The 15,374-nt window shown below is 61.9% G+C and carries 14 protein-coding genes; 4 read left to right on the forward strand and 10 right to left on the reverse strand.

Annotated elements, in window-relative coordinates:
• Nucleotides 1-64 precede the first annotated feature (64 nt).
• Both ssnA and DXD16_RS02485 read right to left on the reverse strand, forming a co-directional pair.
• Entirely contained in the window at nt 65-1,420 is a 1,356-nt protein-coding gene (gene ssnA, locus DXD16_RS02480) for a putative aminohydrolase SsnA (RefSeq protein WP_117655023.1), read from the reverse strand.
• A 195-nt stretch (nt 1,421-1,615) separates the two neighbouring features.
• Nucleotides 1,616-3,010, reverse strand: a complete 1,395-nt coding sequence (locus DXD16_RS02485) for a uracil-xanthine permease family protein (RefSeq protein ID WP_055285183.1) — start codon at nt 3,008-3,010, stop codon at nt 1,616-1,618.
• 350 nt (nt 3,011-3,360) lie between these two features.
• Between DXD16_RS02485 and DXD16_RS02490 the strand changes: the two genes are divergently transcribed.
• Nucleotides 3,361-4,017, forward strand: coding sequence for a transcriptional regulator (locus DXD16_RS02490; protein WP_231501550.1), 657 nt, complete (start codon nt 3,361-3,363; stop codon nt 4,015-4,017).
• Nucleotides 4,018-4,129: 112 nt separating this feature from the next.
• Here DXD16_RS02490 and DXD16_RS02495 read toward each other — a convergent pair whose 3' ends face one another.
• Nucleotides 4,130-4,507, reverse strand: a complete 378-nt coding sequence (locus tag DXD16_RS02495) for a RidA family protein (protein WP_035137477.1) — start codon at nt 4,505-4,507, stop codon at nt 4,130-4,132.
• 298 nt (nt 4,508-4,805) lie between these two features.
• Between DXD16_RS02495 and DXD16_RS02500 the strand changes: the two genes are divergently transcribed.
• Nucleotides 4,806-7,301: a U32 family peptidase gene (locus tag DXD16_RS02500; protein WP_117655024.1), complete on the forward strand. Its 2,496-nt coding sequence runs from the start codon at nt 4,806-4,808 to the stop codon at nt 7,299-7,301.
• 15 nt (nt 7,302-7,316) lie between these two features.
• Nucleotides 7,317-7,976, forward strand: coding sequence for an RluA family pseudouridine synthase (locus DXD16_RS02505; protein WP_233502584.1), 660 nt, complete (start codon nt 7,317-7,319; stop codon nt 7,974-7,976).
• Nucleotides 7,977-8,408: 432 nt separating this feature from the next.
• Here DXD16_RS02505 and DXD16_RS02510 read toward each other — a convergent pair whose 3' ends face one another.
• The gene (locus DXD16_RS02510; protein ID WP_117655025.1) at nt 8,409-9,155 is read right to left on the reverse strand and encodes a DeoR/GlpR family DNA-binding transcription regulator; all 747 of its coding nucleotides are present in this window, start codon (nt 9,153-9,155) and stop codon (nt 8,409-8,411) included.
• Nucleotides 9,156-9,158: 3 nt separating this feature from the next.
• Complete coding sequence (locus DXD16_RS02515; protein WP_117655026.1) at nt 9,159-10,238, reverse strand: Gfo/Idh/MocA family protein; 1,080 nt, start codon at nt 10,236-10,238, stop codon at nt 9,159-9,161.
• A gap of 632 nt (nt 10,239-10,870) precedes the next feature.
• Between DXD16_RS02515 and DXD16_RS02520 the strand changes: the two genes are divergently transcribed.
• A complete protein-coding gene (locus DXD16_RS02520) occupies nt 10,871-11,107 on the forward strand; it encodes a DegV family protein (RefSeq protein WP_117563753.1) in 237 nt (78 codons plus the stop codon).
• Nucleotides 11,108-11,223: 116 nt separating this feature from the next.
• On the opposite strand, the gene DXD16_RS02525 is transcribed toward DXD16_RS02520, so the two are convergent.
• The 5 genes from DXD16_RS02525 to DXD16_RS02545 form a co-directional block, all read right to left on the reverse strand.
• Entirely contained in the window at nt 11,224-12,108 is an 885-nt protein-coding gene (locus DXD16_RS02525) for an ROK family protein (RefSeq protein ID WP_199407873.1), read from the reverse strand.
• Nucleotides 12,109-12,187: 79 nt separating this feature from the next.
• Nucleotides 12,188-13,312 carry a glycoside hydrolase family 172 protein gene (locus tag DXD16_RS02530; RefSeq protein WP_172676343.1) on the reverse strand — a complete coding sequence of 375 codons (1,125 nt, stop codon included), beginning with the start codon at nt 13,310-13,312 and terminating at the stop codon, nt 12,188-12,190.
• 12 nt (nt 13,313-13,324) lie between these two features.
• Nucleotides 13,325-13,723, reverse strand: a complete 399-nt coding sequence (locus tag DXD16_RS02535; protein WP_089572475.1) for a PTS sugar transporter subunit IIA — start codon at nt 13,721-13,723, stop codon at nt 13,325-13,327.
• 26 nt (nt 13,724-13,749) lie between these two features.
• Nucleotides 13,750-14,583 carry a PTS system mannose/fructose/sorbose family transporter subunit IID gene (locus tag DXD16_RS02540; RefSeq protein ID WP_089572476.1) on the reverse strand — a complete coding sequence of 278 codons (834 nt, stop codon included), beginning with the start codon at nt 14,581-14,583 and terminating at the stop codon, nt 13,750-13,752.
• 2 nt (nt 14,584-14,585) lie between these two features.
• Complete coding sequence (locus DXD16_RS02545; protein WP_117655027.1) at nt 14,586-15,371, reverse strand: PTS sugar transporter subunit IIC; 786 nt, start codon at nt 15,369-15,371, stop codon at nt 14,586-14,588.
• Nucleotides 15,372-15,374 lie beyond the last annotated feature (3 nt).

The following is a 15,374-nucleotide window of genomic DNA, read 5'->3' on the forward strand; positions in this document are numbered from 1 at the left end:
GAGGCCGCCTATGCGCGCGTCGGATGCGGCGAAACATCCGACGCGCGCGAATCTCCAATTGGAATTAATACACGCGATCGTTGAGCGTGCTCCAGAGCTTCTTGGACTCAGCCATGGTCCACGCGTTGATCTTTTCCTCATCAATGCCAACGAACTCGCGATCCTTGTACAGGACGCGGCCGTTGATGATGGTGGTACGGCAGTTTTTGCCCATCATGCCAAAGAGCATGTGGCCGTCGATGTTCTCCTCGCTCAGCGGCGTAAAGGGCTTGTAGTCCATGACGATGACGTCGGCGGCAGCGCCGGCCTCGAGCACGCCGAGCTTGCGATCGAAGTACTTGCTCGCCATCTTGGCGTTGTTCTCGAACAGCATCGTCATGGCCTCGCACCAGCCCACGTTGGGCATGGCGGCGTTGTGGCGCTGAATGATCAGAAAGACCTTGAGGCTCTCGAGCATGTCGTGGGTGTAGGCGTCGGTGCCCATGCACACGGGGATGCCGCGGCGGAAGAACTCGAGCACGGGGGCGCAGCCCACGGCGTTGCCCATATTGGATTCGGGGTTGTTGACGAGCCAGGTGCCGGACTCCTTGACGATATCCATCTCGGCAGGCGTCACGTGGATGCAGTGGCCGAGCATGGTGTCGGGACCCAGCAGGTTGTGCTGCAGCAGGCGCTCGACGGGGCTGATGCCGCCGCGGTTGAGGCGGGAATCCCACACGTCATTCATGCCCTCACACACATGGATGTGGAAGCCGGTCAGGCCGTTGTTGGCCTCGGCCATCTTATCCATGGTCTCGTCCGACAGCGTAAAGGTGGCATGTCCGCCAAACATGGCGGCGATCATGTGGTTGTCGTTATCGCGACGCTCCTTGGCGGCCCACTGGGCAAACTCGGCGTTCTCGGCAATGGCCTGGTCGCATTTTTCCTGACCGCGGCGGTCGGAGACCTCGTAGCACAGGCACGAACGCATGCCCAGCTCCTGAGCGGCGTCCTTAATGGTAAAAAGGCTTCCCGGGATCTCGCAGAAGCTCGCGTGGTGATCGAAGATCGTGGTGACGCCATCGCGGATGGAGTCAAGAATCGTGGCATAGGCGCTTGCCTTGGTGCCGTCGAGCGTCAGGTTGTCGTCGATCTTCCACCACTGCTGCTCAAGATTCTCCAGGAAGTTGGTGGGGTTGCAGCCCTTAATGGCAAGGCCGCGGGCCAGACCCGAGTAGATGTGGGTGTGGCAGTTGATGAGTCCGGGCATGATGAGGTTGCCCCGGGCATCGACGTACTCGGCATCCGGGTACTTGGACTTGAGCTCGCACTCGGGGCCCACTTCGACGATCGTATCTCCGTCAATGGCGACCGCACCGTTTGGAATGAACGGGGTCTGAGAATTGCGGGTAAAGACGGAACCGTTAGCGACCAGAAGCATGAATGCTCCCTTCAACATCAGGGGCGGGGTTTGACACCTCTGACATGGCGGAGTGCGAAGCGCCGGCCTACACCGGAAACGGGCCCTCTCCCGTCAACGCTTCACCAAAGGGACAAACCCTTTGAAGTGCGGCTTGGCGCCGCATGACGTCGGCGGACGAGGCGATGCGTCCGCCGACGAATAGCACCGAATTGGTTACTTCTTGCTCTCGGGCAAGACCAGATCCACGGCAGCGTCCTTGGCAGCATCGATGTGCTGAGCCACGACCGGCGTCTGCGGAAGGATCAGGTTAAGGACAATGGCCATAATGGCGGTGGGGGTTACGGCATTGGAGCCGATGACGGTGGATACCCAGGCGGGCATACCCTCGCCGGCAAGGCAACCGCTGGCCATCCAGATACCCAGGCCAAAGACGACGGAGGTACCGACGATGGTGGTAGTGCGCTGCGTGAGGCCTTCGCGGGTGAACATGCGCACGCCGTTCATGGTGATGGTGCCGAAGACGCCGACGGTCGCGCCGCCGATGACGGGCTGCGGGATAGCGGAAAGGACGGCAGAGAGCTGCGGGAACAGACCGGCGATGGCAAAGACGGCCGCGATGATCACAAAGACCCACTTGTTGACGACCTTGTTGGAGCAGATGATGCCCACGTTCTGGCCAAGGGCGCTGGTGGGAAGACCGCCCAGCAGGCCGCCGACCATAGAGGTGAGGCCCTGGGACACGATAGCGCCGGAGAGCTCGCGCTCGGTGGGCATACGGTCGATGGAGCCCAGGCAGGCGGCGGAAACGTCGCCGATAACCTGGATGGCAACCATGGGGAACACGACAGCGAGGGTAATGCAGACCTCGGGATCAAACTCGAGCGCGTAGGGCATGAGCTTGGGAAGGGCGAAGACCTGAGCGGTGGCGACGCTGGAGAAGTCGATCATGCCAAAGGGGATGGAGACGATCATGCCAACGATCATGCCAAAGAACACGGATCCCAGCTTGAGCGTGCCCTTGCCAAAGTTGGCGAGCGCAAAGACCACGGCGAAGGTGATAAGAGCGACGCACCAGGCCTGCGGGGTGCCCCATAGCGGCGTACCCATACCGCCGGCCATATACTTGACGGCCGTGGGATAGAGAGAGACGCCAATGGAGAAGATGACCGTACCGGTCACGACGGGCGGGAACAGCCACTTGATCTTGCTGTAGGCCAGACCAAAGAGGACCGCGACGGCGCCGCCGACGATCTCGCCGCCCAGCAGCGCACCAAAGCTAAAGCCCGAGGCACCCATGGCCTGCAGAGCCGGCAGGAACGCGAACGAAACGCCCATGACGATGGGCAGGCCGCCGCCGATGCGACGGAAGGGAGCGAAGGCCTGAAGGGCCGTGTCGATTGCCGAAAGAATGAGCGCAACCTGAATGATGTCGGTGCTCTGCTGGCTATTAAAGCCGTAGACGCCGGCCATGATGACAGCCGGGGTGATGATACCGGCAAACGAAGCCAGTACGTGCTGAAGGGCACACGGGATCATTTCCTTAACGGGAGGCATGCCTTCACGAGTGAACAGGGCTTCAGTGCCGTTCGTAACCGTCTCCTGGGTCATTTGACCACCAATCCTCGAAATAGTTGTTTCGCATCTAACGCTCTATTGTGACGCAGTGCGGGGTTGAGGTTGTGCCTTCGTTGCATATCGTATTAAAGATGATTCTCATTCTCAATAATAATTTTTTGTTATCAGACTATTCTTCAGCTGAGATAATGCATTTCCGCAGGTCAGGAAAGTGTCTGGTCAAAATAACATCTAACTTTTCTTTTGGTCAACCGTTTACCGCCAAATTCCTACCGTTCGTCTGTATTACGCAATGTACCTGCGGATATACGAGATGAAGAGTAGCGTGTTACCATGAGAAAAAATTGTTATGAACCTTCCGATTTCACCCAAAGGAGTTGCCCGTGAACGAGACCGTACGTCGCTTTTTGCCGATGGTCGATTTCCTGGAGCAGATACTCGGTAAGAACAGCGAGATCGTCCTGCACGATTTCTCGGATCCCGACCACGCCATCGTCGATATTCGCAACGGCATCGTGAGCGGCCGCAAGGTCGGCGGTCCCGCCACCGATCTGGCGCTCAAGATCATGCACGACCCCAAGTATCGCGACCTGCCGTTTATTACGGGCTACGAGGGGCGCGGTGCCGGTGGCAAGACGTTGGAGTCCGCGACGTTCTTTATCCGCGAAAATGACGAGATCGTCGGTATGCTCTGCGTCAACACCGACCTCTCGACCGTACGCTCCATCAACGCCATGGCGCAGCAGCTCATGGCGTGCTTCGACGCAGCGCCGACGCGCACGGAGCCCGCCCCTATCGAGGTCGAAAGCCTTTCGGAGTCCACCCAGGAGCTCATCGACCGCAGCATTGCCGAGTTGCTGAGCGCGCGCGGGCTGGATGTAGCGTCGCTTGGTCAGAGCGACCGCGTGGACGTCATTCGCCACCTCAACGGCAACGGGGTGTTCATGCTCAAGGGCGCCGTGGCCTGCGCCGCCACCGCGCTGGGCATCTCGGAGCCCAGCGTGTACCGCTACCTGCAAAAAGTCCGCAAGGAGGGCTAACGAGCAAAATGGAGCGCGGCTCCACAAGCGATTCGTCACCTGACAAAAGACCCTGCAGCTCGCACGCGCTGCAGGGTCTTTTTGCATGTCATGTTTAGTTGTGGTCAACGCCTTAGAGAGCGGCGACGACCTCGATCTCGACCAGACCGCCAGCCGGAAGAGCGGCAACCTGGAAAGCGCTGCGCGCGGGGAACGGGGCCTCGAACTTGGAGGCGTAGATCTCGTTCACGGCGGCGAAGTCGGCAATGTCAGCCAGGTAGACTGTGGTCTTGACGACATCGGCAAAGGTGGCGCCGGCAGCGGTCAGCAGGGCCTCGACGTTAGCAAGGGACTGCTTGGCCTGGGCCTCGACGCCCTCGGGCATCTTGCCAGTTGCGGGATCGATGCCCAGCTGGCCGGACAGGAACACCATGTTGCCGGTCTGGATACCAGGGGAATACGGGCCGATGGCTGCGGGTGCGTTATCGGAAGACACGACGGTCTTGCTCATGTTTTTCTCCTTACAAGTAAAAGGGAACGGGAGCGCGGCGTTCACACCGGGAGGCACAGTTCGGTCTGAACACCGCGCTTGATTGAGATAGTACTCAAGGTTTCCGCGCGATGCAAGATTATTATCACGTTGCGAGAATATTTTATCGCCCAACGGTTTCCCCGGACCGCTGAACGGTTCTCATGTGAAGCAGCCAGTCCAAGCTGCTGAAGACTTTATCCCGCTTAGAGCACGGGCATCGCCTGCCGCGACGGCACCACTATACTTTTGATTATCTGAGCATTTTGAAAGGCAGGATATGACCGCAACCGCCAGTCGAACCACCAACCGCAGACCCGAGCTTTTGGCGCCCGCCGGAGGGCCCGAGCCCTTTGCCGCCGCACTCGCCGCCGGGGCAGACGCCATCTACTGCGGCATGGGCAGCTTCAACGCCCGCCGCAAGGCCACCAACTTTACCGACGAGGCCTTTGAGCAGGCCTGCCGCGCCGCGCATCTGGCCGGCTCGCGCGTCTACGTCACGGTCAACATCGTCATCAAGGAATCCGAGATGAGCGATGCGCTGCAGCTCATCCATCGCTGCTCCACGCTGGGCGCCGACGCCTTCATCATCCAGGACTGGGGCCTGTTCTTTGAGGTCAAGCGCACGATGCCCAGCATCGAGACGCATATCTCGACCCAGGCGAACATCCACGACGACCGCGGAACCCTTTGGTGCCGCGAGCAGGGCGCCGACCGCGTGACCCTCTCGCGCGAGCTTTCCATCGACGAGATTGCCGCCATTCACGATGCCGCGCCCGATGTGGACCTTGAGGTCTTTAGCCATGGCGCCATCTGCTTTTGCTACTCGGGCCTGTGTCTGCTTTCGAGCTTTGCCATGGCGGGACGATCGGCCAACCGTGGCATGTGCGCCCAGCCCTGCCGCTTGCCCTACGAGCTGATCGACGAGAACGGCCGCTCGCTCTCCCCTGCCGGTCGCGAGCGCGCGCTGTGCCCGCGTGACACCAACACCTCGCAGCTTGTTCGCCGTCTGTATGACGCCGGCGCCGCGTCGCTCAAGCTCGAGGGCCGCATGAAGGCGCCCGATTACGTGTACTCCATCGTTGATGTGTATCGTCATCAGATTGACGATATGCTGGCCGATGTTTCGACCTCTAAGGACGAGGAAGCCGCCCGTCAGCGCCAGCTCAAGCGCTGCTTTAACCGCGACTTTACGCACGCCTATCAGGACGGCACCTCGGGCGACGAGATGATGAGCTATGAGCGTTCCAACAACCGCGGACAGATCGTGGGCACGGTGCTGGGCAGCCGCCCGGCCAACCGCGATGTGCGCGGCCTCAAGCCCGACGACCGCCGTCGCCGCGCCGCCATCGCCCGCATTGAGCTGTTTGAGCCCGTGGGCAAGGGCGACCTGCTGGAGCTTCGCCACGATAACGAGTTTGACCAGTTCCTGACCACCATTGCCGCCGATGATGCCGCTGCCGGCGATGTTATCGAGTGTCGCGTGCCCCGTAGCATGCCCGAGGGCTGCCGTGTCCGCGTGATTCGCAGCCAGCGTGCCATCGACGCCGCCGGCGCCGCGCTCAAGCGCGATGTGCTGCGCCGCCGCGCTGTTGATGTGTCCGTCGTGGCGCGCCTGGGCAAGCCGTTTACTGTCACACTCACCTGCTGTGACGACCCCGCGCTCACCGCCACCGCCACGGGCTTCACCGTCGAGGCCGCCAAGACCCGCGCCGTCGAGGCGGCGGACATGGTTGAGCATGTGGGCCGCATGGGCTCCTCGCCCTTTGAGGCAGCGAGCTTTGAGGTGGCGCTCGATGAGGGCTGCGGCATGGGCTTCTCCGCCGTGCACAAGGTGCGCGCCGCCGCCTGTAAAGCATTGGAGGAGGCCATTCTGGCGCCGTACGCGGAGCGCGCGAAAACGCTCGAGCTGCCGGCGATTGTCACCAGTGATTCCCGCCCCGCGCCCGAGCACTACCGCGACGAGCCGCAGATCTGCGCCACCGTCACCTCGCTCGAGGCCGCCGAGGCAGCGCGGGCGGAGGGTGCAACGCGCATCTACATGACCACCGACGCGCTCGATGCGGCCAAGCTCTCCCCCGCCGATACGTTTGAGCAGGACATCGTACCCGTGCTCGATGAGGTCTGCCGCGCCGTTGACCACGTCCGCGTTGACCCATGGGTTGTTGCCGGCGCCACGGTCGCTATTGGCAACATCTCTGAGCTTGCCCTGGCCGCCCAGGTTGGCGCCACGGCCGAGATTCGCTCTTGCCTGCCGGTGCACAACACGCCCTGCATGGAGGCGCTTGCCGAGCGCGGAGCCGGTGCGTTTTGGCTCTCGCCCGAGATCACGCTCGACGAGATTGTCTCGCTCGGCGCCGCCGCGCCCGCGGCTCTAGGCATCACCGTCTTTGGCCGCCCGCGCGTCATGACAAGCGAGCATTGCATTCTGCAGGTTGCCAACGGCTGCATCCACGATTGTGCCAACTGCCGCCTGCGTGCCCGCAAGCTCTCGCTCAAGAATATCGACGGAAAGGTCATGCCCGTCCGCACCGACATCCACGGCCGCTCTCGCCTGTACGACGCCTACCCCATCGACCTCACACCGCAGGTTCCACAGCTGCTCGACGCCGGCGTGCGCCGTCTTATGGTCGACGGAACCTTGCTCGAGGCCGATGAGATTGGCCGTGCCGTCGCTCGCGTCCGTCGCGCTGTCGAGGCGGCTCAAGCCGGCCGCAAGCCGGCCGCCCGCCTGCGCGGCGCCACCTCGGGCTGCATGTTTGTGGGAATTAGCTAACCGAAAGGCTTACACGTGAACGAAGAACCTCAAGTCCTCTACTGCGACGCCTGGCTCATGGCCATCGACAAGCCCGCCGGCATGATCGTCCACGGTGACGGCACCGGCGAGCGCACACTTACCGACTACGCCAGCGACCTGCTGCTGGCGATGGGCGACGGCTTTGCCGCGACCGACATGCAGCCGCTCAATCGCCTGGACCGTGACACCACCGGCGTGGTGCTGTTCTCACTCGACAAGCAGACGCAGCCCGCCTTTGACCAGATGGTCATCGACCACGCATTCGAAAAGCACTATCTGGCGCTCGCCGAGGGCAAGATCGACTGGAACGAGAAGCTCATCGACAAGCCTATCGCCCGCGACCGTCACGACAGCCGCAAGATGCGCGTCGGCGCCAGCGGCAAGCCGTCTCAGACGCGCGTCAAGGTACTCAAGCGCCTTAAGAGCCGCCGCGGCCTGCCCACGCGCTCGTATATTGATGTCGAGCTGCTCACCGGCCGCAAGCATCAGATTCGCGTGCACCTGGCAAGCGAGCATCATCCCCTGGTTGGCGACGACCTGTACGGAACGCCGCGTCCCTGCGGCCTCATGCTCCATGCCCACAGCGTGTCCTTTACGCATCCCGTAACCGGCGAGCACATCCACATCGAAGCCCCCTGCCCCTGGGAGCCCTAAACCACCACAAAGGGGACAAGCACCTTTATGGTGGTTTTGCCGCAATGGCTCAGCCGCGGTCCCAAAACGTCTCGATCTGTAACAGTTAGAACCCATTTTCCGGTCTATCTGTTACAGATCGAGACATTCGAATCCCCCTTAAGGGAAAACCTCAATCTGTAACAGTAACTCGGCAAAATCGATCCCAGATGTTACAGATTGAGACAAAGGGACGGCGCGGTTCGGAAGCATCTCAATCTGTAACACCTATCCCACTTTTAACGGTCCAGTTGTTACAGACTTAGACAGAAACAGTAGACGACGAAAGCGGCAACGTCCGTGATGGACGTTGCCGCTTTTCTATTGAGAAAACTACTCGGTTTTCGTTACTAACCACCACAATGGGGACAGGCACCTTTGTGGTGGTTTTGGCCTTAGCCCGTCCCCCTGCTGCTAGACCGTGATGACGTTGTCCATTGCCCGGTACTTGGCGGGGACCTCGCCTGCGGTAATAATCGTTGCGTCGCGGAAGTCCGCGAACTTGACGGGCGCCACCATGCCAAATTTGCTGGCGTCCGAGATTACGTAACGTTTGGCCGTATGACGCATCGAGATACGCTTGACCTGCGCCTCCTCGATATCGGGCGCCGTGAAGCCCTGCTCGGTGGCAATGCCGTTAGAGCCCCAAAAGCCGCAGTTGAAGTTATAGCGGTCTAGGGTTGCCAAGGCATCGGGACCGACGAGAGCCTCGGTCTCAGGCTTGAGCTCGCCGCCCAGCACAACGGTGCGCATGCCGCGCACAGCGAGATGCTGAGCATGGAGCACGGAATCAGTCACATAGGTGACATCTTCAAGGTGTGGAAGATGCTCGATGAGCCTGAGCGTCGTCGAACCCGAGTCGATGTATACAAAGCTCTCGGGCTCCACAAGTGCCGCCGCACGGGCGCAGATACGCTCCTTGTCGTCGTTATGGAGGTCGCTGCGCTCATTAAGCGTTAGGTCGCGCGTCACGTGCGCGCGCTCCAGACTTGTCGCGCCTCCGTGCACCTTGGCGATACGGTGTGCTCGGTCGAGCGTCTGCAGGTCGCGCCGAATGGTAGACGCCGTCACGCCCAGGGCTTCGGCAAGCTCCGGCACGGTAACCGAGCCGGTCTGCTGAACCATCGACACGATCGCGTTGAGCCTATCTTCCGCTAGCATCGCTTACTCCTCCTCGGGGTACACGACTCCCCAGTCGGCGCGTAGCTTGGTCATCAGCTCCATAACATCAGAAGCATAGCCCAGAAGCTCACGCTTAGAGTCGTCGCCGGCAACGGCCTTCTCAAGATCGGCCATCTCGTAGCACAGTGCGTAGGCCTCGGTGCCAGCGTGGACCTCCTCGCGGTGACCGTCGGCAGTCCACACGATGGTCGCGTGATCGGCACGCGGATATTCGTTGACCTCGATATAACACTTGTCGAAGCTAATGATCGAGCGCTTGGGCTGCTTGGAGTGGAGCGTAAGGCTCACCACGCCCAGCTGCTGTTCGGCATTACGGCAGACGATGCCGCCCGCAACGTCAACACCGGTCTCACAGGTGTTGCCCAGTGAAACGACCTCAGCGGGCTGGCTTGCCATAAAGAGACGCATGACGGACAGGGCATACACGCCAATGTCGAGCATGGCACCGCCAGCAAGGTTGCGGTTGTAGAAGCGATTGGTCAGATCGCCGTACTCCTTGTAGCTACCAAAGTTGAGCTGGGCGAGGTTCATGCGACCAAACTCGCCGGCATCCATGCGACGGCGCAGCTCTTGATACAAGGGCATATGAAGCACCGTGGTGGCGTCCATGAGGACGACGTTGTGCTCGTCGGCGATGGCACGCGCCTCGTCGAGCTCAGCGGAATTGAGGGTAATGGCTTTCTCGCAGAGCACGTGCTTGCCGGCGGCCAGCGCGTCACGCAGATAGGTGATATGCGTGTTGTGCGGCGTGGTGATATAGACGGCGTCGATGCCCGGATCGGCGTAGAGGTCCTCAACCGATTCATAGACCTTCTCGATGCCATACTGCTCGGCAAAAGCCTGAGCCTTGGACAGCGTACGGTTGGCGACGCCCGCAAGCTTGCGGCCGGCAAGAGCGAGAGACTGGGCCATCTGGTTGGCGATAACGCCGCACCCGATCACAGCCCAACGAAGCTCGGGAGCCGTAAAGATATCATCGGGGAATGGCTTGTCCTGGACCGAAGCGAACGCTGCTTTTGCGGCTGCCGCGGAGTCGAGTGGAGCCTGCTTGGAATCTACCATATGTGCCTCCTGTGTCATAGAACGTCTTGCATTTCGGATAGCTCTATATTCGCACAAACACGCGCGTCTGTGCGTGTTTGTGCGTATCTCACCGCTAAACGGTCATTTTTGTCCCGTAAACGGCGCATCTATACGCATATTCACGCAATCCCACGCACGCAAATACGCACAAATGCGAACCGGTCATTGCTCAGAGACAGGGGCTTATGCTTAGAACTCAAAAGACAGGATGATCCGCTTCGCCTCGTCGCTCATGGCGCGCTGCAGCTCTAAGGACCGTCCCAAACTGCCGACAGAAAAGGAACGTTCCAAACTGCAGACAGAAAAAGAACGTCCCCAGGCGCCGGCATTTCAAGAGCACTCATTTAAGTCTGTCCCCAATGAGTGGGAGTAATCAGAGACCCTTTGCGAGGGAGGCCGGACGTGGCCTTCCTCGTTTTTATTCATGGACTTTAGTCCGTGCCGCGCGGCACGCGCGGCATAGAAAGCCACCCGCTCAGCGGGTGGAGGCCAATTTCCGCTACGCGACAAAAACCTTCCCCCTAGCATGAGGATTGTTCAGGTCATCATACTAGGGGGAAGGTGATTGCTGTGGCCCAGAAAGCCAACAGCCTCGCGTACACGAAATGGCTGTGCAAGTACCGCATCGCACCGAGGTCAAGCTCATCGCCGCCATCGTCGAGAAGCACCCCAAGGTGCGCTTTGCCGCGAGCCGCACCTCGGCCCACGCCGACCTCTACGACCGCATGGAGCAGGCCCTGTGCGAGTGCGTGGCCAACGCGGTGGAGGTCGTCCGCTCCGACATCAGCCCCGCGCTTCTTGTCCACACCGGTCCAAACCTCGTGGGTGTGGCGGTCCAGGGACTCTAGCGGAGGCGGGGCGTCCTGCCCCAAAAACAAATGCAAAAGACGAGCACTTCTTGCCGCTCAATTGGCAAGAAGCGCTCGTCTTTTCTTAACGCGTTGTATGGCGGAGAGAGCGCAAGTTACGCGAGCGCCCTTCTTGCCAGCTCGGCCGCGCCGAGGATTCCTTGGTCGCCGCCGCAGCCCGGGGCGCAGATGTAGCTCTCCATGTCCTTAAGCTCGGCGGTCTGGATGTAGCCACCCAGATATTCGAGGGTCTTCTTGCGGACGATGCCGTAGAGCTGCTCCTGGTGCATCACGCCGCCGCCGAGGACGATGCGGCGAGGCGAGTACATGAGCACGAGGTTCGCGCACATCTGCCCCAGATAATCCCCCTCGAGCGCCCACACCTCATCGTTGTCCGCGAGCTCGGCCGCGGGCTTTCCCCAGCGCGCGGCGATGGCGGGGCCGGAGGCGAGCCCCTCGAGACAGCTCGCGTGGCTCGGGCAGACGCAGCGTCCCTCCTCGGTGGGACGGGTCCTTACCAGCATGTGACCGGCCTCGGGGTGCAGCATGCCGTGAAGGAGTCTGCCCGCGCACATGACGCCCGCGCCCACGCCGGTGCCGATGGTCACGTAGACGGCGTCCTCGAGCCCCTTGCAGCAGCCGAAGACCACTTCGCCGAGGCAGGCAACGTTCACGTCCGTGTCGTAGGCCACCGGAATCCCGAGGGCGTCGGCGAACGCGGCGCGAAGACCATGGCCTCGCCACGCGAGCTTGGGCGTCTGGAGGATGGAGCCGTAGCGCTCGTCGTTGGGGTCGACGCAGGTCGGGCCGAAGGCGCCGATGCCCAACGCGTCCACATCGCGGGCGGTGAACCACTCGATCATCTGCGGGACGGTCTCGGCGGGCGTAAGCGTCGGGGTCTCCATGCGGTCGAGGACCTCGCCGTCGCCGGACACCACGGCACAGACCATCTTGGTCCCGCCGGCTTCGAGGGCGCCGAGCCTCATTTGCTTTTCGCTCATGTGATCCTCCTTACAAAGGGACGCCCGCAGTCATGGTCAACCGCGGGCGCCCATAACGTTGGCTTGTTTCGAGGCGACCCTACCTGGGCACGCGGTCCTGCCTTGCGGCAAACGGGGCGAGCACGGCGTGCGGCTCGCTTTGGTACCAGTAGGCGACGGTGGAGATGTCGTCCTCGCGCTCGTAGAGCTTGATGTCGTCGTTGCCGAGGTCCTGGAACGTCACGCGCAGGTCCTCCTTGAACGAGATCGGGTCGGGAAGGTGCCACCTGTAGAGGCCGTGCCTGGGCAGCGCGTCGTCGTTAGTCGCGAGCATCGGATTCGGGTTCGGCTTGCCCGCGCTGAAGCGGTCGCGCGTGGCGTCGCGCGTCGAGCGGTACGGGTAGCCGGCGAACAGCGTGTTGAAGCACTGCGCCTCGGGCAACGCGTGGGGCGGCCTGTCGAGGAAGGCCCAGGCACCGCCGAAGTAGTCCTCGGCTCCCGTCGAGGTGACCGTGGGGAACTCCTCGTCGCCGTCGAGGAAGAACTTCATCTCGCCCTCGCCCCACCAATAGCGCTCCAGGGCGCAAAGGGCCATGTAGGTGCCGACGTAGTAGCCCTTGCCGCGCACGCCGTCGAGCACGGTGTAGTCGACGCCCCTGCGGGTGCTGCGCTCGCGGTTAAAGCGGGCGTGGAAGTACATGGCGTCGTCCGGCACGTCGGTGAGCGCGTAGTTGAACGTGTAGAAGATGTACTTAATGAACCCGGGGTGCTCGCTCGTAAGCGTGACCTTGGCGTGCTTCCTGAAGGGCATCTCGAAGTAGCAGTTCATGCCGCCCGTCGGGTTCACGCAGATGGGCATCGAGTTGACGATGGCGCGCTCACCGAAGCCGTTGCAGAAGAAGTCGCCGACAGGGCACTCGACCGAGGGGGTCTCCTCGTCGTCCCAGTAGAAGCGCAGCACGAGGTCACGCATGACGAAGCTGCCGGCGGCGGTCTTGTCGGGGACGGTCATCCAGATGTGGCGGATGATGCCGGGGCCCTCGATGTCCGCGAGCGTGATGGTCTCGCCGGACTCAAGGGGCACGCAGCACGAGCCCTTGCGGCCGACGCCGAGGTGGCTGGCCGACATGGCGGCGCGGCCCTTCTCGCCCGTGATGTTCTCGGGGGTGATGGCGCGGCTTTCCTCACCGCCGTGCATCCACACGTCCTTAAGGAACTCTCTCATCGTCGACCTCCTCTATTCGTCGTCGTCGCACTCGGCGGAACTGGCACCGTTCACGTAGATGATCTGCTGGCGCGCCTCGTTGACGAGGGCGTCGAAGTCGAGTTTCTCGTCGGGGCGCGCGAGCGCGACCGTCATGGCGAGCGGGAGGTTGACACCCGCGATCACGTGGATCCGGTCGGAGGCGAAGCGGGAAAAGCGCTGGTTCACGCTGCCGCCGTACGCGTCGGTGAGGACGACGACCTCGTCAGTGCCCGAAAGAGCCGCCTCGACCGCCGCGTCGAGCCCCTCGCCGTTGTCGTTCACGTAGGCGCACACGGCGTTGACGGCGTCGCCCTTACCCGTAAGGAACTCGAGGGTGTCCTTGAAGCCCTGGGCGAGAAGGGAATGGCTCGCCACAACTATCTTTCTCATTGATTCACCAATCTCTTGGGTCGAAGCTAGGCGAGGATGCCGGCGGCGGAGGCGACCATCGCGAGGACGATCACCACGAGGATGAGGGCCGTCATGCTCGCGTTCTTCTTGGTAAGAAGGTAATACGCGCTTCCCGTGATGGCGGCGGGGATCATGGCAGGCAGGATCTTATCGAGCAGCGGCTGAATCTCCATCGCGACGTCGCCGAAGCTGAAGCTAATCGGGCAGGTGACGCCGATGACCGAGGCGATGAGGCAGCCGACCACGGTGAGGCCGAGCACGGAGGCGGCGGCAGTGAGGTTGGGAAGCTTCTCGCTGAAGTCGGTGACGAGCTTCACGCCCTGCTTGTAGCCGAACTCGAGGGCGTGCATGCGGACCCAGAAGATGGCCAGGATGAGCGCGAACCAGATGCCGGCTCCCACGGGGTTGCCCTCGATGGCCATGTAGGCGGCGATGGAGCCCATGATGGTCGGGATCATGGTCATGAGCAGGGAGTCGCCAACGCCGGCGAGCGGTCCCATGGTGCCGATCTTCAGGTCTTGGACGGCGTCCGCCGCCGCTAGGCCGTCGCGCTCCTCCATGGCCACGCAGGCGCCAAGGATGATGGCGGCGAGCCAAGGCTGGGTGTTGTAGTAGCGGAAGTGGTTGTTGAGCGCTTGCTTATAGTCCTCGTCGTTCGTGTAGATCTTCCTCAGGACCGGCGAGAGGGCGTAGGCGACTGAGGCGCCCTGCTGGGTCTGGTAGTTGAAGGTGCACACGCTCATGAGCCAGCGCCAGTTCGCGTTGCGCAGGTCCTTCTTGGTGACCTTGTAGCCGGAGGGCTTGCCCTCGGCGACGGCGGTGATGTTCTCGTTTTCCATGGTTACTCATCCTCTCCGATGAAGACGTCTGCGGAAGCGTGGGCGGCGAGCTCGGTGTCCCTCTCGGCACGCTGGTAGAACGCAATCGCGAGGGCAACGCCGACGATGGCGGCGCCGATGATGGGCACGTTCAGGAAGGCCGAGAGGAAGAAGCCGGCGAGCAGGTACTGGAAGTACTTGGCGGTTGGCATGTAGCGGAGCAGCATGGCGATACCGACGGCCGGGAGCATCTTGCCGGCGAGGGTGAGGCCGGAGAGGAACCACTGGGGCATGACCTCGAGGAGCCAGTTGACGGCGGGCTGGCCGAGCGTCACGGAGACAAAGACGGGCAGGGCGGCGCACAGGCCGAAGAGCGCGGGGCAGACCCACAGGATGGCGTTCATCTGATTGAACTTACCCTCGTTGCAGAACTTCTGGGACTTCTCGACGACAAAGCCGTTGAGGATCTTGGCGACGACGTCGAGCTGGATGCCGAGCATGCCGACCGGCAGGCCGATGGCGAGGCCCGTGTCGGAGCCCAGGGTCACGCCGTAGGCGGTGGCGATGATGGCCATCGTGCCGTAGTCGGGAATGGAGGAGCCGCCGAAGCCCGCGACGCCGAGCTGCATGAGCTGAATGGTGCCGCCGATGACAAGGCCGGTCTTCCAGTCGCCCATGACGACTCCGGTGATGAGGCCCCAGAAAACGGCGTAATTGACGAAGATCATCGGGATGCCGTAGTAGTCCACGTGCTTGATGAAGGCCAGCAGGGTCAAAAGGACGACCTGCAGGATAGTGAAGTTGACCATATT

Origin of the sequence: Collinsella sp. TF11-5AC (genome assembly GCF_003436775.1) — a bacterium.
Lineage (GTDB): Bacteria > Actinomycetota > Coriobacteriia > Coriobacteriales > Coriobacteriaceae > Collinsella.

Coding starts and splice junctions, on each gene's coding strand:
- ssnA (WP_117655023.1), bottom strand. CDS start 1,420: ATGCTTCTGGTCGCTAACGGTTCCGTCTTTACCCGCAATTCTCAGACC.
- DXD16_RS02485 (WP_055285183.1), bottom strand. CDS start 3,010: ATGACCCAGGAGACGGTTACGAACGGCACTGAAGCCCTGTTCACTCGT.
- DXD16_RS02495 (WP_035137477.1), bottom strand. CDS start 4,507: ATGAGCAAGACCGTCGTGTCTTCCGATAACGCACCCGCAGCCATCGGC.
- DXD16_RS02500 (WP_117655024.1), top strand. CDS start 4,806: ATGACCGCAACCGCCAGTCGAACCACCAACCGCAGACCCGAGCTTTTG.
- DXD16_RS02510 (WP_117655025.1), bottom strand. CDS start 9,155: ATGCTAGCGGAAGATAGGCTCAACGCGATCGTGTCGATGGTTCAGCAG.
- DXD16_RS02515 (WP_117655026.1), bottom strand. CDS start 10,238: ATGGTAGATTCCAAGCAGGCTCCACTCGACTCCGCGGCAGCCGCAAAA.
- DXD16_RS02525 (WP_199407873.1), bottom strand. CDS start 12,108: ATGAGCGAAAAGCAAATGAGGCTCGGCGCCCTCGAAGCCGGCGGGACC.
- DXD16_RS02530 (WP_172676343.1), bottom strand. CDS start 13,312: ATGAGAGAGTTCCTTAAGGACGTGTGGATGCACGGCGGTGAGGAAAGC.
- DXD16_RS02535 (WP_089572475.1), bottom strand. CDS start 13,723: ATGAGAAAGATAGTTGTGGCGAGCCATTCCCTTCTCGCCCAGGGCTTC.
- DXD16_RS02540 (WP_089572476.1), bottom strand. CDS start 14,583: ATGGAAAACGAGAACATCACCGCCGTCGCCGAGGGCAAGCCCTCCGGC.
- DXD16_RS02545 (WP_117655027.1), bottom strand. CDS start 15,371: ATGGTCAACTTCACTATCCTGCAGGTCGTCCTTTTGACCCTGCTGGCC.